At 64.3% G+C, this 23048-nt stretch carries 19 protein-coding genes; 5 read left to right on the top strand and 14 right to left on the bottom strand.

All coding sequences use genetic code 11. The features are described 5' to 3' along the window. Positions 1 to 67 precede the first annotated feature (67 nt). Positions 68 to 1453, top strand: a complete 1386-nt coding sequence (locus G568_RS0104790; protein WP_026756957.1) for an aminotransferase family protein — start codon at positions 68 to 70, stop codon at positions 1451 to 1453. A 436-nt stretch (positions 1454 to 1889) separates the two neighbouring features. Here G568_RS0104790 and G568_RS0104785 read toward each other — a convergent pair whose 3' ends face one another. From G568_RS0104785 to G568_RS0104770, 4 genes are all read right to left on the bottom strand, one after another. After that, positions 1890 to 2693: a trypsin-like serine peptidase gene (locus G568_RS0104785; protein ID WP_051202757.1), complete on the bottom strand. Its 804-nt coding sequence runs from the start codon at positions 2691 to 2693 to the stop codon at positions 1890 to 1892. Positions 2694 to 2753: 60 nt separating this feature from the next. Next, positions 2754 to 4079 (bottom strand): glycolate oxidase subunit GlcF, encoded by a 1326-nt coding sequence (glcF, locus tag G568_RS0104780; RefSeq protein ID WP_026756955.1) that lies wholly within the window; start codon positions 4077 to 4079, stop codon positions 2754 to 2756. Beyond that, the gene (locus G568_RS0104775; protein ID WP_026756954.1) at positions 4079 to 5293 is read right to left on the bottom strand and encodes an FAD-binding protein; all 1215 of its coding nucleotides are present in this window, start codon (positions 5291 to 5293) and stop codon (positions 4079 to 4081) included. The genes glcF and G568_RS0104775 overlap by 1 nt, the downstream gene beginning before the upstream one ends. 72 nt (positions 5294 to 5365) lie before the next feature. Then, the gene (locus G568_RS0104770; RefSeq protein ID WP_026756953.1) at positions 5366 to 6799 is read right to left on the bottom strand and encodes an FAD-linked oxidase C-terminal domain-containing protein; all 1434 of its coding nucleotides are present in this window, start codon (positions 6797 to 6799) and stop codon (positions 5366 to 5368) included. Between the two features lie 191 nt (positions 6800 to 6990). Between G568_RS0104770 and G568_RS0104765 the strand changes: the two genes are divergently transcribed. Beyond that, positions 6991 to 7350 (top strand): hypothetical protein, encoded by a 360-nt coding sequence (locus G568_RS0104765; protein WP_026756952.1) that lies wholly within the window; start codon positions 6991 to 6993, stop codon positions 7348 to 7350. Positions 7351 to 7359: 9 nt separating this feature from the next. On the opposite strand, the gene G568_RS0104760 is transcribed toward G568_RS0104765, so the two are convergent. From G568_RS0104760 to G568_RS0104745, 4 genes are read right to left on the bottom strand one after another with little or no spacing between them, the layout of a single operon-like run. Beyond that, positions 7360 to 9414 (bottom strand): membrane protein, encoded by a 2055-nt coding sequence (locus G568_RS0104760; protein WP_026756951.1) that lies wholly within the window; start codon positions 9412 to 9414, stop codon positions 7360 to 7362. Beyond that, the gene (locus G568_RS0104755; RefSeq protein ID WP_026756950.1) at positions 9411 to 12182 is read right to left on the bottom strand and encodes a DUF4159 domain-containing protein; all 2772 of its coding nucleotides are present in this window, start codon (positions 12180 to 12182) and stop codon (positions 9411 to 9413) included. The genes G568_RS0104760 and G568_RS0104755 overlap by 4 nt, the downstream gene beginning before the upstream one ends. Then, on the bottom strand, positions 12179 to 13057 hold the full coding sequence (locus G568_RS0104750; protein ID WP_026756949.1) for a DUF58 domain-containing protein: 879 nt from the start codon (positions 13055 to 13057) through the stop codon (positions 12179 to 12181). The genes G568_RS0104755 and G568_RS0104750 overlap by 4 nt, the downstream gene beginning before the upstream one ends. Further along, positions 13057 to 14064 carry an AAA family ATPase gene (locus G568_RS0104745; protein WP_026756948.1) on the bottom strand — a complete coding sequence of 336 codons (1008 nt, stop codon included), beginning with the start codon at positions 14062 to 14064 and terminating at the stop codon, positions 13057 to 13059. The genes G568_RS0104750 and G568_RS0104745 overlap by 1 nt, the downstream gene beginning before the upstream one ends. A 69-nt stretch (positions 14065 to 14133) precedes the next feature. Between G568_RS0104745 and G568_RS0104740 the strand changes: the two genes are divergently transcribed. Further along, a complete protein-coding gene (locus G568_RS0104740) occupies positions 14134 to 14727 on the top strand; it encodes a DUF1285 domain-containing protein (RefSeq protein ID WP_026756947.1) in 594 nt (197 codons plus the stop codon). Positions 14728 to 14730: 3 nt separating this feature from the next. On the opposite strand, the gene G568_RS0104735 is transcribed toward G568_RS0104740, so the two are convergent. Beyond that, positions 14731 to 15636, bottom strand: coding sequence for an acyl-CoA thioesterase (locus tag G568_RS0104735; protein WP_026756946.1), 906 nt, complete (start codon positions 15634 to 15636; stop codon positions 14731 to 14733). A 144-nt stretch (positions 15637 to 15780) separates the two neighbouring features. Further along, a complete protein-coding gene (locus G568_RS0104730) occupies positions 15781 to 16191 on the bottom strand; it encodes a universal stress protein (RefSeq protein ID WP_026756945.1) in 411 nt (136 codons plus the stop codon). A 475-nt stretch (positions 16192 to 16666) separates the two neighbouring features. Between G568_RS0104730 and G568_RS18295 the strand changes: the two genes are divergently transcribed. Next, positions 16667 to 17008: a hypothetical protein gene (locus tag G568_RS18295; protein WP_157084289.1), complete on the top strand. Its 342-nt coding sequence runs from the start codon at positions 16667 to 16669 to the stop codon at positions 17006 to 17008. A 115-nt stretch (positions 17009 to 17123) separates the two neighbouring features. Here the strand turns inward: G568_RS18295 and polA are convergent, their stop codons facing one another. Further along, entirely contained in the window at positions 17124 to 19940 is a 2817-nt protein-coding gene (gene polA, locus G568_RS0104720; protein WP_026756944.1) for a DNA polymerase I, read from the bottom strand. Between the two features lie 305 nt (positions 19941 to 20245). Then, positions 20246 to 20425, bottom strand: coding sequence for a zinc-finger domain-containing protein (locus G568_RS0104715; protein ID WP_026756943.1), 180 nt, complete (start codon positions 20423 to 20425; stop codon positions 20246 to 20248). Between the two features lie 75 nt (positions 20426 to 20500). On the opposite strand from G568_RS0104715, the gene G568_RS0104710 reads away from it, so the two are divergent. Next, complete coding sequence (locus G568_RS0104710; RefSeq protein WP_026756942.1) at positions 20501 to 21433, top strand: ABC transporter ATP-binding protein; 933 nt, start codon at positions 20501 to 20503, stop codon at positions 21431 to 21433. On the opposite strand, the gene G568_RS0104705 is transcribed toward G568_RS0104710, so the two are convergent. Both G568_RS0104705 and G568_RS0104700 read right to left on the bottom strand, forming a co-directional pair. Continuing rightward, complete coding sequence (locus tag G568_RS0104705; RefSeq protein WP_026756941.1) at positions 21430 to 22419, bottom strand: P1 family peptidase; 990 nt, start codon at positions 22417 to 22419, stop codon at positions 21430 to 21432. The genes G568_RS0104710 and G568_RS0104705 overlap by 4 nt on opposite strands. 24 nt (positions 22420 to 22443) lie before the next feature. Next, positions 22444 to 23004, bottom strand: coding sequence for a hypothetical protein (locus G568_RS0104700; RefSeq protein ID WP_026756940.1), 561 nt, complete (start codon positions 23002 to 23004; stop codon positions 22444 to 22446). Positions 23005 to 23048: the final 44 nt, after the last annotated feature.

The raw sequence follows: 23048 nt of genomic DNA, 5'->3' as shown, positions 1-23048 counted from the left end.
GGGGGCGCTCGCGGGTGTGATATGCTTGCAGGAAACTTGGCACCTGCATTCATGGAGCGGCGCAATGATGGACGGAACTTTTCAGGACAACGACATCGAAAAGGTCGTGGCGGCGGACCGCGCCAATGTCTGGCATCACCTGAGCCAGCACAAACCATACGAGACATCCGATCCCCGCGTCATCGTCGAGGGCAAGGGCATGCGCGTCTGGGATCAGAAGGGCAAGGAACTTCTGGATGCCGTCTCGGGTGGTGTGTGGACGGTGAACGTGGGTTATGGGCGCGAGGAAATCGCGAATGCCGTGCGCGACCAGTTGCTCAAGCTCAACTATTTCGCAGGCACGGCGGGGTCGATCCCCGGCGCGATGTTCTCGGAAAAGCTGCTGTCGAAGATGCCGGGGCTTTCCCGCGTCTATTACTGCAACTCCGGGTCCGAGGCGAACGAGAAGGCCTTCAAGATGATCCGCCAGATCGCGCACAAGCGGCATGGCGGGCGCAAGCACAAGATCCTCTACCGCGAACGCGACTATCACGGCACCACGATCGGCTGCCTGTCGGCGGGCGGTCAGGAACAGCGCAACGCGCAATACGGCCCCTTTGCGCCGGGCTTTGTGCCGGTGCCGCACTGCCTTGAATATCGCGCGCAGTGGGATCTTGCGGGCGAGGATTACGGCCGCGCCGCCGCCGACGCCATAGAAGAGGTCATCCTGCATGAGGGCCCCGATACCGTCGGCGCCCTGTGCCTTGAGCCGGTCACCGCAGGGGGCGGCGTGATTCCCCCGCCGCCGGGCTATTGGCCACGTGTGCAAGAGATTTGCCGCAAGTACGACATCTTGTTGCATATCGACGAGGTGGTTTGCGGCGTCGGGCGCACAGGCACCTGGTTCGGCTATCAGCAATACGGAATCGAACCCGACTTCGTCACCATGGCCAAGGGCGTCGCCAGTGGCTATGCCGCCATCGCGTGCTGCGTGACGACCGAGGCGGTGTTCGACATGTTCAAGGACGACGCCGACGATCCGCTGAACTATTTCCGCGACATCTCGACCTTCGGCGGATGCACGGCCGGCCCTGCCGCCGCTCTGGAAAACATGGCGATCATCGAGCGCGAGGATCTGCTGGATAACACCACCGCCATGGGCGATTACATGCTAGACCAACTCGGCGCGCTGATGGACAAGCATAAGGTCATCGGCGACGTGCGCGGCAAGGGTCTGTTCCTAGGGGCAGAGCTGGTTTCCGACCGAGGCAGCAAAGACCCCGTGAGCGAAAAACAGATGCAGGCGGTGCTGGCCGATTGTTCGGCGCAAGGCGTGATTATCGGGGCGACCAACCGGTCGCTTCCCGGCCTCAACAACACGTTGACCTTCTCGCCGGCCCTGATCGCGACGAAGGCCGATATTGACCAGATCACCGGCGCTGTCGACGCCGCATTGGGCCGGGTGTTCGGGTAGTCAACACGGGTGGGCGGCAGTCGCCCACCCGTTGTTTGGCCTCGCGCCAGCGTTCGCTACCTAGCAAATGGGTCCCGCGCGCCGTCCGATTCTGGCCTGTAGCGGACATTTTGCGACCGGCTGAGGGGCCGCGCTGTGCCCGACCGCCGTGTGGGCGCAGCAACGGGTGTGTTACGCACTTTATGCCAGCCAAGTACATCTTCGTTGTCAGCAGCGTCATACGCTGCAAAAGCGCCCGCCCGTCACGCCGGAGGCGTGCCGAGGATAAGCGGCGCACCTCTGGTGCGACGGGGCGGTCGGGCGCTGCGCGGCGGCGCGCAAGCGCGCCTCTATTCCGCGCAATGGTGCTAAACCTCAACGGCAGCTCAAGCCCATTCATGCCTCCCATGGGATGTCAGATAATCAACAGGCAGCCTCGCCCACCGTCAGCCCAACGCTATGGCTTAACGAATTTCGCCCCTGTCATGGAGCGCCGCGCGCCGTCAGAACCGTCATCCGCACGCAAGAACCTTTTCCCGCCCGTCGCCATCTTCGCCCGCAACAGATCAAGTGCGGGGCCAAGCTCACTCCCCAAGGCGACCTTCCCCTTGCGCGATTCCGCCTTGGCCGAGACGATGGACACAATGCGCACCTTGCCATCGCTGAACGAAAACACAGGCGCACCCGATGCGCCGAACTCAACCTCGCAGGACATGATCAGTATCCCGCCATCGCGTCCCAGCACATTGCACACCTCTTCCAGCGATGGCACCTCGGCGCGCCCCTTGGCGTAGGACACAACGCCAATCCGGTCCCCGGTGCGCGGGGCGGCATCGGTTCCGAACGGAACGATCCGCGTCGTGCGCACAGGGCGCAACAACTCCAACAACGCCAGATCGTGCCGTACCCGGTTCATCGCGACGCTGTCGTCATAAACGTAATCGGGATGCACGATACCGCGACTGACCTTGCGATAGGCCTCTGCCCGGCCATTGCGCCAGCCCGCGCGAAATTCGATCCGATCCGTGTCGATCCGCTTGCCCGTGTTCTGATCATACAGGCAATGCGCCGCCGTCAGGACAAGGTTGGGCGTAATCAGCGCCCCGGTGCAGAAGCCCAGCCCATCGATATCAAGCCGGCCAACGGCCTCCCAGCCACGCGAATCGTTTCCTGTCTCCAGGGGCGTCAACACGCTGTCCTGCGCGCGGATTGCCGAAGCCAGCAGGAATGCGACAATCGCGATGAAGTAGATGCGTATCATTGGCCCCTCGGGATAGCTGACCCCCCGGTCTTACCCGGCAAATCGGGCACCAATTTGGCCTTAACGCAGCATCGGAATGGCCGGCTCGGAGACGTCGCGCGATTTATCGAACGCAGGCGGGCGCGGCCCGCCCGTCACCCAATCCAGCAACTCGACCGTATGCACGACCGGCACGCCGGTTCCCGATCCGATCTGCATCATGCAGCCAATATTGCCGGTGGCGATCACATCGGGCTGCTTCGCCTCCAGCGTACGCACCTTGCGATCCTTGAGTTGCTTGGAGATCGTAGGCTGCATCAGGTTGTAAGTCCCCGCCGAGCCGCAGCAAAGATGGCTATCCGCCGGCTCGACCACGTTGAACCCGGCACGCTTGAGCAGCGCCTTGGGTGTCGATTTGATCTGCTGGCCGTGCTGCAACGAACACGCCGCATGATAGGCAATGGTCATATCCTGCGGCGTGCCCTCGGGGATCTCGAGTTGCTCCAACAGCTCGGACACGTCCATCGCGCGGGCCGAAACGCGGGCCGCGTCCTCGACCAGCGGGTCGTTACGGAACATGTGGCCGTAATCCTTGACGGTGGTGCCGCAGCCCGACGTGTTGATGACGATGGCATCCAACCCGTCGCCATCCATTTCCGCCGCCCACGCGCGGATGTTTTTCGCCGCCGTGGCGTGGCTTTCGTCGGTCTTGCCCATGTGATGCGTCAGCGCCCCGCAGCAGCCAGCACCCTTTGCCACCACCACGTCGCATCCCAACCGCGTCAACAGGCGGATCGTGGCATCGTTGATATCGGTGTTCAGCGCCCGCTGCGCGCACCCGGTCATCAGCGCCACGCGCTTGCGCCGCGGCGTTGTCGCCGTATGCGTCTGCGGATCGTCGTTGCGGCTAACCGGCGGGATCTTCTTGGGCGCCATTTCCAACATCGCACGCAGGCGCGCATCGGGCACCAGCCGGGAGAAGGGGCGCGCCACCTTGGCCGCGAGCAGGGCCACGCGAAACCGCATCGGATAGGGCAGGATACGCGCCAGAACCCACCGCAATGCGCGCTCGCCCATCGGGCGTTTGTAGTTCTGTTCGATATAATCCCGCGCGTGATCGACCAAGTGCATGTAATGCACACCAGATGGGCAAGTCGTCATGCACGCAAGGCAGCTCAGGCAGCGGTCGATATGTTTGACCGTCTTGGCATCCGGCACACGCTCGTTCTCCAGCATGTCCTTGATCAGGTAGATGCGCCCGCGCGGGCTATCCAATTCATCGCCAAGCACCTGGTATGTGGGGCAGGTTGCCGTGCAGAACCCGCAATGAACGCAGGCCCTGAGTATCTGGTTCGACCGCTCGATCGCGGGGTCTTGCAGTTGCTCTGGTGTGAAATTGGTCTGCATCAGCCCATCAACCCCGGATTCAGGATACCTTTCGGATCGAACTTTTGCCGCAGCCCGGCCGTGAGCGCCGCGACCGGCGCGGGCTCGGGCTGGAACACCGAAACGGCGCCGCGTAGCGCGTCCGGACCCTTGATTAGGGTCGCGTGCCCGCCTCCGCCCTGATTGATCAGGCGGTCCGCGACGGCCTCTTGCAAGCCACGGTGCAGCCACGCGGCCCCGTCCGCTACATCGTCGCCGCCATGGGCCTTGGCCAGCGATGCCGCCTCGTTTTCAGACAGCGCGATCCAGCATTCTCCGCCGGCCCAGTCCATCAGGTAGTCACAATGCGCCCGTTCCGACATGGCAGGCAGCAACCCGGCGTAGACCGCGCTTGGTTTCATCGAAACCCGCCATAGGGCATAGGCGTCTTGCAATGGCTCCACATCCCTGATCTTGCGCCATAATTCCGCGCTCGAGTCCGGTGCGGTTTCGACCGTCACCTCACCCAGATCGTACAGCCGCGATTTCAACTGCTCTACCCTATAGGCGACGGATCCAGAGAACCCTTCGAGCCGAAGATGCACCGCCGAGGCGGAGCCGGGAACATGCGCCGCGCCTGTTACCTCGAACGGGCTGGTGATCGCGCGAGTCATCGCATCCAGCGCGCCGCCGCCCTCCGCCCCGTGCACGGTAAGCGTCGCCACCGTTTCAGGCGTCGGCAGCACCTTGAGGCTGATTTCGCTCAACACGCCCAGCGTGCCGCGGCTTCCGGCCATAAGACGCACTAGGTCATAGCCGGTTACGTTCTTCATGACCCGTCCGCCGTTCTTGAGGATGCGTCCCGCCCCATCAACAAACCGCACCCCGAGCAGGAAATCACGGCACGCGCCAACGGCGATCCGGCGCGGCCCGCTGACATTGCCGGCCACGACACCGCCGATTGTCGGCGTGCCCTCAACGCCAAGTATCCCGCGGTGGTCCATCGGCTCGAATGCCAACCTTTGCCCGTCGGCTGCCAGCGTCTGTTCGATCTCATCCAATGGCGTTCCGGCTTTTACAACCAGGGTCAGCGCACCGGGTTCATAATCGACGACACCGCTCAACCCCGCAACGCTCAGGGCTTCGCCCTGCACAGGCCGCCCGATGGCGCGCGTGCCGCCGCCCAATACCCGGATCGGCCCCTGCGCGTCGCGTATACGTTCGGCCAGTGCCACCTCGGTTTCAATTACATCCATGCCATTTCTTCTTTGTCGGAATTCTCTGGTGTGCTGTGCCAGCCCAAGGCCACGAGGGGAAAGGCGTCCGCGCTACGCCGCGCGTCGCGAGTCCGATAAATCAAGGGGGAAAACCTTGGCGGGGTTCAGAAGCCATTTGGAATCGAACACATCCTTGACCGCCATCTGAATGTCCAGATCGTCTTGGGAAAACTGCGTGGTCATCAGGTCGCGCTTTTCGATGCCAACACCGTGTTCGCCCGTCAGGCACCCGCCAACCTCGACGCATAGCTTGAGAATTTCCGCGCCGAATTCCTCGCATTTCTCAAGATCGCCGGGCTTGTTCGCATCGAACAGGATCAGCGGGTGCATGTTGCCATCCCCTGCGTGAAACACGTTGCCGACATCCAGCCCGTATTCGCGGCTCATCTCGCCGATACGGCGCAGGACAAACGGCAACTGGCTTACCGGGATGGTGCCATCAAGGCACATGTAGTCGTTGATCTGCCCCATCGCCCCGAATGCCGATTTCCGGCCCAGCCAGATCCGCGCGCTTTCCTCGGACGACCGGCTTTCGCGCAGCTCGACCGGATTGTGTTGGCGCGCGATGTCCAGGATCAGCGCAAGCTGCTCGTCGATCTCGGCATCCGAGCCCTCGACCTCGACGATCAGCAGCGCCTCGCAATCGGGGTATCCTGCGCCCGCGAACGCCTCTGTCGCGCGAATGCAGGGGCGATCCATGAACTCGATCGCGACGGGCAGAACACCGGCCTTGATGATGTCGGAAACGCACGCACCTGCCACTTCGTTGCTGTCAAACCCCATCAGAACGGGCCGCGCCCCTTCGGGTTTGGCAAGGATGCGCAAGCTGGCCTCGGTCACGACGCCCAGCTGGCCTTCAGAGCCGCAAATCAATCCCAGAAGGTCAAGCCCCCCGGCGTCCACATACGCGCCGCCCAACTCGACGATGGTCCCGTCCATCATCACCATGGTCACGCCCAGCAGGTTGTTGGTGGTCACCCCGTATTTCAGGCAATGCGCGCCGCCCGAGTTCATCGCGATATTCCCCGAGATGGCACAGGCCAGTTGGCTGGACGGATCGGGCGCGTAAAAGAAATCCTCTTCTTCGACGGCGCCGGTGACGCTCAGGTTGGTGCGCCCCGCCTGCACTCGTATGACGCGGTTGTCATAGTCGGTTTCCAGCACCTCGTTCATCCGTGCGATGCCAAGGATCACGCAATCGGCCGTCGGCAACGCGCCACCGGCCAACGAGGTGCCCGATCCGCGCGGTACCACGGGAATGCCCATCTCGTTGCAAATCTTCAAAACCTCGGCGACCTCCTCGGTTGACGAGGGCAGAACCACCGCCAAGGGGGCGCATTTGTAGGCGACAAGCGCGTCGCATTCATACGCTTGCGTCTCGACAGGGTTTTCAATGATCGCATCGTGGGGCAATACAGACCGCAACCGGGCAATCAAACCCGCCTTGTTTGCCAGGATTTCTGGCTTTGGCTCTGGCATTTCCATGAAAACCCCCTTTGATTGGTAATAAAATATACCCAATTTCAGACATAAGCAAGCTTGGTCTTGGCGTCCGCTGCTTACTTGTCACCGCAATACGTGCCGCAATCGGCCCAGTCGGCCCCGCGGTTACCACCATTTGCGCCCACACGCAGTCGTGAAATGCGCGTGCGGGCAAGCCCCGCTACAATGGCGGCATGATACGCAAAACACTGTCCCTATTCCTACTGGTAATATGTACGCCGGCCCTCTCTGAGGCGCCGGTGGTCGAAGATGTCGACGTTTCGCACGGCGATATCGGCTGGCGCATGGCAGTTACCCTCAGCCATCCCGATACGGGATGGGATCACTACGCGGACGGGTGGGAGGTTCTGGATGCTGCAGGCAACAGGCTGGGCTATCGCAAGCTGCATCACCCGCATGTCAACGAGCAACCCTTCACCCGGTCCCTGACCGGCATCATGGTGCCCGACGGCGTGCATCAAGTTCTGGTCAAGGTGCGCTGCTCTCAGGACGGATGGGCCGGAGAGGCCGTTGCCGTCTCGCTTGAACGCTGAGAGTCGCGATCAACGCCGCCCCTCGCGCAGCCAACCCGCCAGTATGAACGCCGACGCCAGAAGCAGCACCAGCCACCCCGGCAAAAGCGCCACGCGCGTGATCGAAATCGTCTCGTAGGCATTACGCGGTGTCAGGCCTATCCATCCGCGCCCGGCAGCGGGCCGCCCTTGCCGCACGTCACGGATGCGCGGCAACCCGTCCGACAGGGGCATCACGCCGCCGCGCAACGGCCCGATGACCGGCTGCAATACGTCGCCGGTGGCAATGGTGGCCTCGAACTCGCGCGGGGCAGCAGGGCCAAGGCCCACAACGGCGTCCTGATCCCCTTCCTCAAGGCGGTAAAGCCCGATTTGCGGTCCCTCGTATTCCGCCTCGAAACGCCCCGGCTGAACCTCGGTCAGGGGCACTTCGGTCCGCTCGCCATCCGGACGGGTAATCATCACCTTCCCGACGTCCTCACCCAAACTGCGGCGGATGATGCGCATCGTCTGCCCGGTCGCCTCGGCCCAAAGGGCCTCTTCCTCAAGCTCGGGTTCCTTCATCATCCAATGGGCCAACCTCCGCAAAAGCTCCAACTGCGGGCCACCACCTTCGAAACCGCGATCCCATAGCCACGCCTGATCGGACGCCAACAACGCGATCCGCCCTTCGCCGACGCGGTCAAGCATAAGGAGCGGCCGGTCATCGGCGCCGTTCATGACCACATGCCCCTCTTTGGGCGTGATATCGATCTGGCGCATCCACCGGCCCCAATCGCCGGTCTTCGCCTCGCCCTCCACCAGGCCCGATGTCACCGGATGGCGCAGGCCCAGGTCCGTGATCTCGGGGGTATAGCCCCGCTCGATCATCCGCGCCGTGGGATCGCCCGGAATGATCTGCCCCAAGGGCGAGCGGTGGATCGAATCGGCGCTGGCAAAGTCAGATCCCGCCGCGACCAGGACGGCGCCGCCCTTTTCGACATAGTCGCGCACGTTATCAAGGTACAGCGACGGCAGGATGCCCCGCCGTTTATACCGATCAAAGATGATAAGATCGAAATCGTCGACCTTTTCAAGAAACAGCTCCCGCGTGGGAAAAGCGATCAGCGACAGTTCCGACACCGGAACGCCGTCCTGTTTCATCGGGGGGCGCAGGATCGTGAAGTGGACCAGGTCAACGGAACTGTCTGATTTGAGCAGGTTGCGCCATGTGCGCCCGCCGGGGTGTGGCTCGCCCGACACCAGAAGAACGCGCAGACGGTCCCGCACGCCGTTGATTTGCACCAGGGCCGAGTTGTTGCGCGCGGTCAGCTCTCCCTCGGCCTCGGGCACGGAAAAGCGGATCACGTTGCGCCCCCCGTGCGGCAGGGTCAGCGGCAGCTCGACCTCGCGCCCGATCGGAACGTCAAAGCGCTGCGGCTCTTCGCCATCAAGCGAGATATCAAGGCTTGCCGTCTCCACACCCTCAGGGGCGGCGCCCATATCCTCGATCCGCAGCGTCAGGGTGACAGGCTCATCCAGGATGGCAAAGGCCGGCGCCCCCTCCACGATCAGGCGGCGGTCCCAATCCTGCGGCTGCCCGGTATGTAGCAAGTGCATCGGTGCAGGCAGGTCCGGCGCGTGCTTCATGTCGTGCACACGCCCGTCGCTCAGCGCGATGATGCCCGACACGCGCCCGCGCGGCACTTCGGCCAATGCATCGCCAAGCGCCTGCATCATCAGGGTTCCCGCGTCGCCCTGACCATCGCCCAGATCGACGCGGCGCACCTCGGTGTTCGGACGTTGCTCCAGTGCCGCACCAAGGGCTTCGGCGGCTTGGCCCGTGCGCGCACCGCGATCCGCCAGCCGTTGGCTGGCACTGCGGTCTTCCAGCAGCAGCACGATATCCGACAGCGGATTGCGATCCTCGCGCTGATAGGACGGCCCGGCAAGCGCGGCAATCAGAACCGCACCGGCCAGCGTCCGCAGCGCCCAGCCCGACAACCCGCGCCAAAGCGCCACACCGCCCCCCAGCAGGATCGCCGCCGCCAGTACGGCAAGTGCCCACCAAGGCAACAACGGATCGAATATGATCTGCCCGTTCATTGCCCCAGCCTTTCCAGCAGTGCAGGCACGTGCACCTGATCGGATTTGTAGTTGCCAGTCAGCACATGCATGATCAGGTTCACCCCGAACCGATACGAAATTTCGCGCTGACGCTCACCGCCGCGCCCGCGACCCACCGGGAACAGGGCATTGCCGCGTTCGTCCATGGCCCACGCGGCGGCCCAGTCATTGCCGCCGATGACAACCGGCGTCACCCCGTCGTTCAGGTCGCGAAACGGCATGCCTTCGACCTTTTCGGCATCTGGCGGTGCGGCCTCGACCCAGATATCGCCGCCCGGATGGCGGCCGGGGAAATCCTGCAGCAGGTAGAAGGCGCGCGTCAGAACATGATCGTCCGGCACGGGCTCCAGCGGCGGAATATCCAGCGGCGCGGCGAGTTCCTGCAACTTGCGGCCATTGGGGCTGGAGGCGCCGAACCCGGCTATATCGGCATCGCGCGTATCAAACAGGATCATCCCGCCGGACCGAAGGTAGCGGTTGAGCTTTGCATAAGCCTCTTCGGACGGGGTGGGTTGATCAGGTGTAATAGGCCAATACAAAAAGGGAAAGAACGCCAACTCGTCGGTTTCCAGGTTCACGCCCATCGGGTCTGCCGGCTCCACCGACGTGCGGAAAAAGAGCGTCTCGGACAGCCCCCGCATCCCTGCATGCGCGGTATCGTCAACCCTCTCGTTCCCGGTCAGGACATGCGCCAGAACCACCTCTGACGTGGCGGCGATCGCGAAGGCGTCATCGCCACCCTCCGCTTGCGCGCGAACGGGGGCGGGCATTGCGCCGCCCCACATCAGGCACAGAAGGAACACGCCCGCCGCCGTGCGCGCCGCTGTCAGGCGGCCCGACACGATCAGCGATGCCAGAACATCAGCCATCATCAACGCGATTGCCACGCTCAGCAAGTGGCCGGTCAGCGGCGTTTCAGGGGGTTTTTCCATCCCCTCCACCGGGATGCGCGCGGGCCACGTGACCGGGGTCAGGTCCGCATCGGCCTCCACGACATGCCGTGCGATATAGCGATCCGCGCTGCTATAGACACCGGGGCGCAGGTCGGGGCCAAGCGGCGCGCTCAGCACATCCTCGCCCGCGACACCGGGCAATGTTGCCGCGTCCTGCACCCGGCCCAGACCATCCAGCACGCGCTGCGGTTGCCATGTCTGCCCTTCCAGCGCTTCGGCGTCCGGCCGCGAAGTAAGCGATGCGGCAGAGAGCCGCTCAAGCATACGCACGAACAGGCCGGACAACGGCAGGGTGGACCATTCCGCCGTGGCGGTGACATGCATCAGCACCACCTGCCCCGCCCCGATATGCTTGCGCGTGACCAAGGGCGTGCCATCGTCAAGCTGCGCGATCACCCGGTCGGCCAGTGTCGGATCGGGCTGCGCCAGGACCTGCGCGCTGACCTTCACGTCCTCGGGCGGTTTCAGCCCGGTAAAGGGGCTCCCCTTGGGGAAAGCGGCCAGCGATTTGGGAGATCCCCAACTCATCGCGCCGCCTACACTTCGCCCGCCCGCCCGCAATCGCACGGGCATCAGCGCGTCCTCTTCCTTGCGGCTCACTTCGCTGGCGGCAAGGCGCGGACCGGCAAAGCGCAGCAGCAGCCCCCCCTTCTCGACCCATTCCAGCAGCCCCTCCTGCTCGGCCTGAGACAGCTTCGCGACATCCGCCAGGATGATGACATCGGGGTTGGCGGGCAACACGTCCATCAAGGCACCGTCAAGCAGATTCGCCGATGGGGCGAGCGCCTGCCGCAGGTAGTAAAGCGGCGACAGAAGCTCCAGCCCCTCGCGGTTGTCCTGCCCGGCGATCAGCGCGATCTCGCGCCGACGCAACGTGTCATCGCCAAGCGCCACAGCACCTGCGCTGCGCTCTCCGTCGATCTGGAACCGCTCGACACGCGCGCGCAGCTCGGCGGGCAGTGTCATGGCGCCGCTGACCTCTCGCGCGCCGGCGTCGAACCCAAGCGTTTGCCGGGCCAGAACCCGCGGCACACCAGCCGGATCAACCCCGTGCGCCGCGACAACGATGTCACGCGCCCGCCCCCCGACCGAGCGGCGCGCGCGCAGTTGCACGGCGCCATCCTTGAACTGCGGCGGCATCAGGGCAAGCGTGGGTTTGCCGCTCTCGTAGGTGCGGACCGGGCCGTGCTGCTCAAGCGCGGCCAGTAACCGGCTTCGCCCCTCGCGCGCCAATCCGTCGGACATCCAGTACGTCTCGTACCGGCCGTCAGGTAGCAATGACATTGCGGCGTCGGTCATCTCTTGCGTGGGTTGCCATGGCTGCGGCTCAAGACCGACAAGGCGCGATTGCACAGCTCCGGCGGCCTGAAACTCGGGTCGCTCGGGCGTGGTCAGGCGCATGATCGCGACGGGGCGCGAATTGCGCCCCGCTTCGGCCAAGACCCTGTCCAGCACCTGCTTGCGCGCCTCCCAACCCGCGGCGCCCGCCCATGTGCCATCCAGCACCACCAGAAGCGGCATATCCGGCGCCGCGCGCTTTTCCTGCGGATTGAGAACCGGACCCGCCAAGGCGACGATCATCGCGGCCACCGCCAGCATCCGCAAGAGCAGCAGCCACCAAGGCGTGCGATCGGTGACGGTGTCGTCATCGCTGAGCCCCAGAAGAAGCGCCACACCGGGAAAGCGGCGCTTTATCGGGGCGGGCGGTACCGCGCGCAGCAACAGCCACAGAACCGGCAGCGCGGCAAGGCCCAGCAACAGCCACGGCGCGGTGAAGGCCAAACCGGGGATCATACCGCCCCCCCGCCATCAAGCGCACGCCACAGCCACAACAAGGCGGATTGCGCGCTATCGTCCGTGTGGTGGCAGTGATATTGCCACCCCGTCACCCTGGCCAGATCGTTCAGCGCAGCCTTGCGCGCGGCCAGCCGTTCAAGATAGCGCGGCCTGAGCGCATCGGCCTTGAGCGTTTCATGCGACACAGACCCGCCAATGCTTTGAAACCGGGTTCTGCCCTGAAACGGGAACGCCTCTTCGCTGGGGTCGAGAACCTGCACCAGAACGCCGTGCACGCCCTTGTCCGCCGCGGTTGTCAGCGCCGATTGCACCGGCTCCAGGTCCCCCATGAAATCCGACAGCATGATGGCCCGCCCATGGGCGATCATGCCGCCGATCTCGGGCAGGCCATAATCGGCCTCGTCTTCGCGGGTGAACGCCTGCGCCAGCCTCATAAGCTGTGCCCGGCCCCTGCGCGGCGGGGGGCCGTCGCCCAACAATCCGACACGCTCGCCGCCGCGATCCAGCAATATCGACACCGCCAGCGCCAACAGCCGCGCACGATCAAGCTTTTCCGGCACGGCATCGGAACTGCCAAAGCGCATCGAGGCGGATCCGTCCACCCACAGCATGACCGTCTGCGCGATCTGCCATTCATGTTCGCGCACGAACTGCGTGTCCCCGCGCGCAGAGCGGCGCCAATCGACATTGCGCAGGCTGTCGCCTTGCTGCATCGGGCGGTATTGCCAGAAATCGGCGCCAAGACCCGCGCGCCTGCGCCCGTGCTCTCCCATCAGAACCGCACCTGCCAACTGCTCGGCCTTGGCCAGCAATGGCGGCAGCGGCGCGGCTTGATCCTCGGCGCGCGCCCTTAGGGTGCGGGCATCTGACATCAAGCAGCGGCCTCCTTGCCGGTCACGCCGTTTATGGTTTCCGCAATCAGATCAGCAAGGCTATCGCCGCGCGCGCGGGCCGCGAAGTTGAGGGCCATGCGATGGACCAGCACCGGGTGCGCCACCGCCGCCACATCCTCGACCGACGGCGCCAGCCGCCCCCTGAGCATCGCCTCGGCCCGCGACATCAGCATCAACGCCTGCGCCGCGCGGGGGCCGGGGCCCCAAGCCACGGCCTGGCGCACGCGCTCGGATGCGCTGGAATCCTCGGGGCGCAGGGCGCGCACCAGGTCCAGGATCACCTCGACCACCGCATCGCCAACGGGCATGCGGCGCAACAGGGTTTGCGCCTTCAACAGGTCGGCGTCAGTGAAAACGGCATGCGCCTCGTCCTCCTGTGCGCCGGTGGTGGCGATCAGGATATCGCGCTCTGTGCCCCTGTCGGGATAGGTCACGTCGATTTGCACCAGGAACCTGTCCAACTGCGCCTCGGGCAGGGGATAGGTGCCTTCCTGCTCGATCGGGTTCTGGGTGGCCAGCACGTGAAACGGCGCACCAAGCGGGCGATCCTGCCCTGCGACGGTGACCTGTCGCTCTTGCATGGCCTGCAGCAACGCCGATTGCGTGCGGGGGCTAGCGCGGTTGATCTCGTCCGCCATAAGCAATTGGCAAAACACCGGCCCGGGGATGAACCGAAAGGCGCGGCGCCCCTCTGCATCGGTATCCAGAACCTCGGACCCGAGGATGTCCGCCGGCATCAGATCCGGGGTGAACTGAATCCGGTTGCCATCAAGGCCCATCACCGTGGACAGCGTCTCGACAAGCCGTGTCTTGCCCAAGCCCGGCAGCCCCACAAGCAACCCATGCCCTCCGCACAAAAGCGCCGACAAAGCCAGGTCAACAACCCGTTCCTGCCCTATGAAACGGCGGGTAATCGACGCCCGCGCACTCGCCAGCCGCTCCTCCAGCGCCTCGATCTCGGGAACCAGATCTTCTTGATCGGACATGGCAAATCTCCTGCTGCGATACTACCTTTGTGTAAGAGTGTATCGCGCGAGAGGGAAATGGCAAAAGCAATGAGCGGACAAATGAACGTGACCCCAAGCGCCGAAAGCATCGCCGCCTCGGCCAAGGCCGCCCAAGGCAAGGGCCTGCCGCCGGTACACAAGTGGGACCCGCCGTTCAGCGGCAACCTCGATATGCGTATCGCACGCGACGGCACGTGGTTCTACCAGGGCACCCCGATCACGCGGCCGGCACTGGTGCGACTGTTCTCGACCATCCTGCGAAAGGACGGCGACGACTATTTCCTTGTCACGCCAGTAGAAAAGGTTGGCATCGAAGTCGATGACGCGCCGTTTGTCGCGGTGGATTTCACGGCAGAAGGCAGCGGGCAAGAGCAGGTCCTGACCTTTGAAACCAACGTGGGCGACACCGTGGTGGCGGGGCCGGATGCCCCGATTCGCGTCGCGCGCGATGCGGAGACGGGGGAGCCGTCTCCATACGTGATGGTGCGGGCGGGGCTGGAGGCGTTAATTGATCGCAAGAGCTTCTACCGGCTGGCCGAGATCGGCACGCATCACCACGACGGCGGGCAGGATTGGTTTGGCCTTTGGTCGCAGGGCGTTTTCTTTCCAGTGATTCCGTCCGAGGAATTGCCGCAGAAATAGGCGCTATTTATCCTTATCTCGCAATGACTTGTCCCGCACGAGCCCCTCTTGCGCGACGTTGGCCACAAGCCGCCCGTCACGGGTAAAGACGCGGCCACGGTTAAACCCCCGCGCGCCGCCGGCCCAGGGGCTATCCATCGAATACAAAAGCCAATCGTCCATGCGGAAATCATCGTGAATCCAAAGCGCGTGATCGAGGCTAGCAAATTGCATATCCGGATCAGTAAACCCGCGCCCATGCGGCAGCATGGAAACGCCTAACAGCCCGAAATCAGAGGCAAAAGCCAGCGCTGCGCGGTGCAGGCGAGCATCGTCGCCGATGGGCGCGCGGACGCGAAACCAGAGGTTTTGCACCGCCTCGCGGGCGGAGGGATCGAACGGTGGGCGCAGAACCGTGGGGCGCATCTCGATCGGGCGAGGGGTGCGCAACCACTTGAGGAACGTATCGGGCAACTGATCGGCCAGACGCTCGCCGAGCTGCTCTTCGTTTTCCAACTGATCAGGGCCGGGAACGTCCGGCATTTCGTCCTGGTGGCTCAACCCCGGCTCGGTCACGTGGAAGGATGCAGCGAGGTTCAGGATCGGTTTGCCGTGCTGGATGGCAACCACCCGGCGGGTGGTGAAGCTACCGCCGTCGCGATCCCTTTCTACTTGATATAAAACAGGTTTCGTGGCGTCACCCGGCCGCATGAAATAGCCATGAAGCGAATGCGCAGGGCGGTCGGTATCGACAGTTTCGGTAGCCGCCATTAGCGCCTGACCAATCACCTGCCCCCCGAATGAACGGCCCCGGCCGCGGGGGGTGGCGATGCCGCGAAAGAAGTCCTGCTCGACCGGTTCGACCGAAAGGACGCGCACCAACGCGGCGGCCAGATCGGCATCGGTGGGGGGTGTTTTGCTATCGCTCATGCGCCTATCCTTTCGTCTTGCGCCCTCAACGGACGCCAAAAGACGCCCGATTTCAAGCGCAATACCGGGGCACCGCGCGCCCCGGTCACGATCGGCGATTCGCCCCAAACGGACGTTTCAGGCCCTGAACCGTCGATTCGCGCGCTAGCGCACAACGTAGACCGAGCATTCGGCGTGGGCGACGACATGGCTGGCCGTGGTGCCCAGCAGGTAGTCCTGAATCCGGGGGTTGGCAGCCTCGATCACGATCAGATCGACATTGCGCTCGTCCGCCAGCTTGACGATCTGCCGGTGCACCGCGCCCTTTCGCACGATCGCCTCAAGCTCAACCCCCTCGGCGGGGTTGGCTTCGATGAATTTCTGCAACTCCCCGGTCCAGTATTTCTCGGAATCGTAGATGTTGAGATTGCGCTCGAACTCGGGCGCGATGGTCGCGACGATCAGCTTGGCACCGCGACGCTGCGCCATTTCGACGGCTTCCTCGTAGGCGCGCTGTTCCAGCTTCACGTGACGCAGGTTTATCGGGCAAAGGATCAGCTTGGTTTCGCGGGACATGGGGCACCTTTCTGGGGCGACAAGCGGTCAGAATGCACGCCCCTACCCGATTCGGCCAACTTGCTGCGCCGCAGAAACGGCAAACCAGGAAGGAAAAACGGCATTCGGAGTGCGTGGGAATTCGGGGCTGAGCCGGGATCGGATCGACGAGGTGTTGGCGGCGTATGGCCTTGGGCGATCGTAGAATGACCCGTGCGGCCAACACTCCCCCTTCGTCCGCATCCCTGCCGCCTATATCGATGCTGCCGCATCGTTTGTCCCCGGATGGCGGGATATTAGACAAAGCAGTGCCGCAAGAGCGATCTGCCTCGCGCGCGTCCGCGTCGTGGTCAGAAAGGAAATTAACAGTCGTGTGCCTGAACAATCTTGATGTTACCCAATCGGGACAGAGGCCGTAGCACATGTTGGCCCAGGATATCCTGCCGTTGTCTGGGATTTATTGGGGAACAAGACCACAAAGATAAAGGTAATCAAAATGAATCTTCCAGAATCCACGAAACCCGTCGTCTGGGGCGCAATCGGCGGCGCGGTCGTCGCCATTATCATCGGATTTGCCTGGGGCGGCTGGGTGACCGGCAGCACAGCACGTAACATGCAGGCAGCCGGAGCAGAAACAGCCATCGTGCAGGCATTCACACCGCTCTGCGTGGCAAAAGCCGAACGGCAGCCAGAGAAAATCGCGTTGCTGAAGGAAGAATCCCGCTATCAGCGCGACAACTTCGTGGTCGACGCCGGATGGGTCGACAACGTGAGCGAGAAATATCGCTCGGATGTGGCGGATTCCTGCGCCGATACGATCGTCGAGGGAATGAAATAAGGCGCAATATGAGCAGGCTGCGGGAGTTCGTCGCGGCCTGTTCAGGCTCTCTTTTTCACCCTATTGCCCACGAATACCCGGCATGGTGATGGCTGCCCACTCGGGCGTGCCCGCTTTAATGCGCCTCGGCCCAGTTCATGCCCTGTCCCGCGTCCACGGTCAGCGGCACATCGAGCTTGAGCACCGGGGCGCAGGCGCCCTCCATCACCTCGCGGGCGCGGTCGATGAGGGAATCGACGCTATCCTCGGGCACCTCGAATATCAATTCGTCATGCACCTGTAGCAGCATCGTCGCACCGGTGCCGTCTATCGCGTCCGGCATGCGGATCATGGCGCGACGGATGATGTCGGCGGCGGTGCCCTGGATCGGCGCGTTGATCGCGGCGCGCTTGGCGAACCCGGCGCCGGGGCCCTTGGCGGTGATCTCGGGCGTGTGGATCTTGCGGTCAAAGAGGGTCTGAACGAACTTGTTCTCCTTGGCGAAAGCGACGGTATCGTCCATGTAGGCGCGGATCCCCGGGAACCGTTCGAAATAGCGATCAATGAATCCCTGCGCTTCGGACCGGGGAATGCGCAACTGCCGCGCGAGGCCAAAGCCGGAAATGCCATAGATCACGCCGAAATTGATCGCCTTGGCCTTGCGGCGGACATCCGGCGTCATCTCGTCCATAGGCACATCGAACATCTCGGAGGCCGTCATGGCGTGAATGTCCTGCCCGTCGCGGAACGCCTTTTTCAGGGCGTCTATCCCGGCGATGTGGGCCAGGATGCGCAACTCGATCTGGGAATAGTCGAGACTGACCAGAGCATTGCCCGGCTCGGCGACGAAAGCCTCGCGGATGCGGCGGCCCTCTTCGCTGCGCACGGGAATGTTTTGCAGGTTCGGATCGGTAGAGGACAGCCGCCCGGTATTGGCGCCCGTCTGCATGTAAGAGGTGTGCACGCGGCCCGTGTCGGGGTTGATGTGCTCTTGCAGCGCATCCGTGTAGGTGGATTTCAACTTGGCCAGCGCGCGCCAGTCCAGAACACGGGCGGGCAGGTCATGCTCGGCCGCCAGATCCTCAAGCACATCGGCGCCGGTGCCATAGGCGCCGGTCTTGCCGCGCTTGCCGCCCTCCAGCCCCATCTTGTCGAACAGGATCTCGCCCAATTGCTTGGGGCTGCCCACGTTGAACGTCTCGCCAGCCAGTTCGTGTATCTCGGCCTCGAGGCCGGCCATCTTCTGGGCGAACTTGCCCGACATGCGCGACAGGGTGTGCCGATCGACCTTGACGCCGGCGCGCTCCATCTCGGCCAGCACCGGCACAAGGGGGCGCTCAAGCGTCTCGTAGACGGCGGTAACGTGAACCTGATGCAGCTGCGGCTTGAACATCTGCCACAGGCGCAGCGTGATATCGGCATCCTCGGCGGCGTATTTCACCGCCTCGGCAATGGGAACCCTGTCAAACGTGATGGCCGATTTGCCCGTGCCGATCAGGTGCTTGATCGGGATCGGCGTGTGCGCAAGGTACCGCTCCGACAGGGTATCCATGCCATGCCCGTGCAGGCCCGCGTTCATCGCGTAGGACATCAGCATCGTGTCGTCGAACGGCGTGATGTCGACCCCGAAACGGGCCAGCACCTTGGCGTCGTACTTCATGTTCTGCCCGATCTTGAGGATCGCATCATCGGCAAGAACCGGGCGCAGGGCATCCAGCACCGCATCGCGGGGCAACTGCCCCTCGGCCAATGCATCCGACCCAAACAACCCCTCGGATTCGCCCTCGCCCTTGTGGGTCAGCGGGATATAGCAGGCGCGCCCGGCCTCGACACAGAGCGATATACCGACCAGGTCGGCGGTCATCTCGTTGAGCGAGGTCGTCTCGGTATCCACCGCCACGTAGCCCCGCGCGCGGATCTCGGCAATCCAGCGATCCAGCGCGTCGTGCGTGGCGACGCATTCATATCCGGCCGGATCGAACGGCAGGTCCTCGGGCGTGTCGGCGGCGCCTGTGTCGCGCTCGGCGCCGCGCGGATCGGTGTCGGGGATGACCGGCGCTTCGACATGCAGGGCGTCGGCAATCCGCTTGGACAGGGTGCGGAACTCCATCTCGGCCAGAAAGTGCAACAGGGGCTCCGGCTCGGGCTCGCGCACCTCGAGATCATCAAGGGTGAAGTCCAGGTCCATCCCCTCGTCAAGCTGCACCAGCCGCTTGGACAGCTCGATCTGCTCGCGCTTGTCGATCAGGGTCTGGCGGCGCTTGGGCTGCTTGATCTCCTCGGCGCGGTCCAGAAGCTCTTCGAGCGAGCCGAACTCGTTGATCAAAAGCGCCGCCGTCTTGATCCCGATCCCCGGCGCGCCGGGCACGTTATCGACGCTGTCACCGGCCAGCGCCTGCACATCGACGACACGCTCGGGCGGCACGCCGAACTTCTCGATCACGCCATCGCGGTCGATGCGGCGGTTCTTCATCGCATCCAGCATCTCGACCCCGCCGCCGACCAGCTGCATCAGGTCCTTGTCGGAACTGATGATCGTCACCCGCCCGCCCGCATCGCGCGCCTGGCAGGCCAGCGTCGCGATGATGTCGTCGGCCTCATAGCCCTCAAGCTCCTTGCAGGCGATGTTGAACGCCTCGGTCGCGCGCCGGGTCAGGGGGATCTGCGGGCGCAGGTCCTCGGGCATCTCGTCGCGGTTGGCCTTGTACTGATCGTAAAGGTCATTGCGGAACGTGTGGCTGCCCTTGTCGAAGATCACCGCCACGTGAGTCGGCGCATCGCGATCCGTAGCGTTGCCGTCGATGTAGCGCTGCAACATGTTGCAAAACCCGGCCACCGCCCCGATCGGCAGCCCATCGGATTTGCGGGTCAACGGCGGCAGCGCGTGGTAAGCGCGGAAAATGAAGGCCGACCCGTCGATCAGATGCAAATGGCACCCCTTGCCGAATGTCATGCGCGCGCTCCCTTGGTGATCTGCAACTGCCGGTATGCCACGGCCCGGCCACCGCTTCCAGTGGCTTCCTGCCGGCTATCAAAGCGGTGTGGCTGCGCCACGCTTTATACATGACCATGGGGGCCTTGCCCCCGCCGCGCGTGCCGCGCGCCTCCCCCAGAGTACTTTGGGCAAGATGAAGCGCATGGGACTTTGCTGTGCTTCATCTTGCCGGCAAATACTCACACCGGAGGCGCCCAAGGGGCGGCGACGCAAGATAAAGCGCGCCCCGAAGGGGCGCACCGCTATTGACGTGCGGGGGGGCGTCAGACCTTGCCTTCGAACTCCCGGTGAATGAACTTCGCGTCGCAATAGGGGCATTCGATCCAGCCCTGATCGTGCGGTATCTGAAGCCACACGCGGGGGTGGCCGAGCGGGCCTTCGCCGCCGTCACAGGCGATGCGCCATTTGTCCACGACCTTGGTTTCCGGGGCTTCGATGGTCATCTGGGGTCATTCCCTTTTGGATGGAACTGAACTAGATCCGTTATGAGCGATCATAAACGCGGGGGCAAGGGCACCATGGCAAGCAACGCCATCGAAATCGAGCAGCTACGCAAGACATATGCCGGCGGCAAGGGCACTGCGCCGCATGAGGCGCTGAAGGGCATCGACCTGAGTATACCGACCGGGTCGGTCTTTGGCCTCCTGGGGCCGAACGGGGCGGGCAAGTCGACGTTGATCAACATCCTGGCCGGGCTGGTCATCAAGACATCGGGCCGGGTTCGGATCTGGGGCTTTGACCAGGATGTGAACCCGCGCCAGTCGCGCGCGTCGATCGGGGTGATGCCGCAGGAGCTGAACCTTGATCCGTTCTTCAAGCCGCGCGGCGCGCTGGAGGTTCAGGCGGGGCTGTATGGCGTGCCGAAATCGCAGCGCCGCACCGACGAGATCCTGCGGCTGGTGGGGCTGGAGGACAAGGCCGACGCCTATTCGCGCACCCTGTCGGGGGGCATGCGGCGGCGGTTGCTGCTGGGCAAGGCGCTGGTGCATCATCCGCATATCCTTGTGCTGGACGAGCCGACGGCGGGCGTGGATATCGAGCTGCGCCAGATGCTGTGGGCCAATGTGCGGCGCCTGAACCAGCAGGGGATGACGATCATCCTGACCACCCATTACCTGGAAGAGGCCGAAGAGATGTGCGACGAGATCGCGATCATCAACAAGGGGAGCGTGGTGGCCTGCGACAGCACCGCCAACCTGTTGGGGCGGATCGACAGCAAGACCATGGTGATCCAGCCCGCCAGCCCGCCCAAGGCCCTGCCCGTGGCCGCGGGCGTGGAGGTGGAGCAGCGCGCCGATGGTGCGCTGGCGCTGCATTACCACGCGCGGCAGACCCCCGCCGAGGCGGTCCTGGAGGCGGTGCGCGCCGCCGGCATCTCGATCAGCGACGTGCGCACCGAACAGGCAGATCTTGAGGACGTGTTCCTGACCCTGACGCGCGGGGCGGCCTAAAGCTCGCTCCAGCAGGGGAGCGGATTGCCCGGCGCGGGAGTGGCTGCGTGCACGCCGCGGGCGATGGCGCGCGCCATGCAGGTGGCCGCCGCGTGCCCGAGATAAAGCGTATCGGACAGCGGATCGCCAAGCGGCTGCGCGCCGGTGGCGGCGGCAAAGATCAAATCGCCATCCATCGGCGTATGCGCGGGCAGCAGCGCGCGGGCGAGCCCGTCATGCGCGGCGGTGGCCAAGCGGGTGCATTGCGCCTGTGTCAGCGCGGCATCGGTGGCGATGATGCCGATGGTGGTGTTGGCATGCGCCGACAGCTTGGTCTGCGGCAGGTGCGGATCGGGAAAGGCATGCGCCGGGCCAAGGCCGCCGAACTCGGCGCCGATCTCGAACGGGGCGGCCCAGAAATGCGGCCCCTGCCCCACCACCGCCGAGCCGAGCGCGTTGACCGCCACCAGCGCCCCCACGACATGCCCCGAAGGCAGCCGCATCGAGGCCGAGCCAAGCCCCCCCATCAGCGTGGCAGTGGTGGCCCCGGTGCCGGCGCCGACGCTGCCCAGGGCGAAATCGGCGGCTGCGTCCTCAAGCGCGCGCGCGCCGAGGCGCTTGTAGGGGTTTTCCGGCCAATCCTTGTCGCCGCCATTGATCAGGTCAAAGAGGATCGCGCCGGGCACGATCGGCACGCGCTGATCGCCGACGGCAAAGCCGCGCCCCTGCGCGCGCAGGGCATCGGCCACGCCCGACGCGGCGTCAAGGCCGAAGGCCGAGCCGCCCGAAAGCACCAGCGCATCAACCTGCTCGACCGTCTTGTCGGGGGCGAGCAGATCGGTTTCGCGAGCCCCCGGCGCACCGCCCATGATATGCACACCGGCGGTCAGCGGCGCATCAGACAGCAGCACCGTCGCGCCTGTCTTGACGTGGGTGTCTTGCGCGTTGCCGACGCGCAGGCCGGGCACGTCGGTAATCAGGTTGGCGGGACCGGGGGCGGCTGTCATGCGTTTGGTCTCCGGGCGATTTGGTTACTGGCCGAAGCGGCCAAGCGCGCGGTAGTCGATCCCTTCCAGCGCGGCAAGCAGGGTTTCGACATCCGCACCGTTGGCCTTGATCAGGATGCGGTTATCCACGAGGCCGGTCATCTCGCCATCCTGCACGATGAATTTCTGCCGCCCGACGCGCTCAATCTGCGCACCCATCAACCCGGCGTTGGAGATCATCGCGGCCATCGCCGATACCATCGGGCTATCGGCCATCAGGGTGATGGTATAGCCGGCACCGCCGTCTTCGGGGGTATAGTCGGCCTCGGCCCCGGTGCCGCCGCCCATCATGCCCATTGCGCTACCGATGTCGGGCTCAAGCGTGCGGGTCCAGCCATCCGGCGCGGGGGGCAGGAACTTCTCCAACACCTCTGCTTTCATGGCGGCAAGGCGCTGCTTGGCGAAGTCCAGCTCTTCGATGGCGTACTGAATATCGCCCTCCTCATAGGCAGAGCGCGCAGCATCGAGCGCATCGGTGATCTCGTCCGCGGCGGCGGGGGCGGTTGTCAGTGACAGGCAAAGCAGCGCGAGCGCGACAGGCTTCATTGTTTTCTCCCTCGTTGTGCGATCATCGGGGCGGAGTGTGCGCG

Origin of the sequence: Sediminimonas qiaohouensis DSM 21189 (assembly GCF_000423645.1) — a bacterium.
Lineage (GTDB): Bacteria > Pseudomonadota > Alphaproteobacteria > Rhodobacterales > Rhodobacteraceae > Sediminimonas > Sediminimonas qiaohouensis.
Note: the sequence above shows the minus strand (reverse complement) of the source record. Positions and strands in the feature narration are given on the sequence as shown.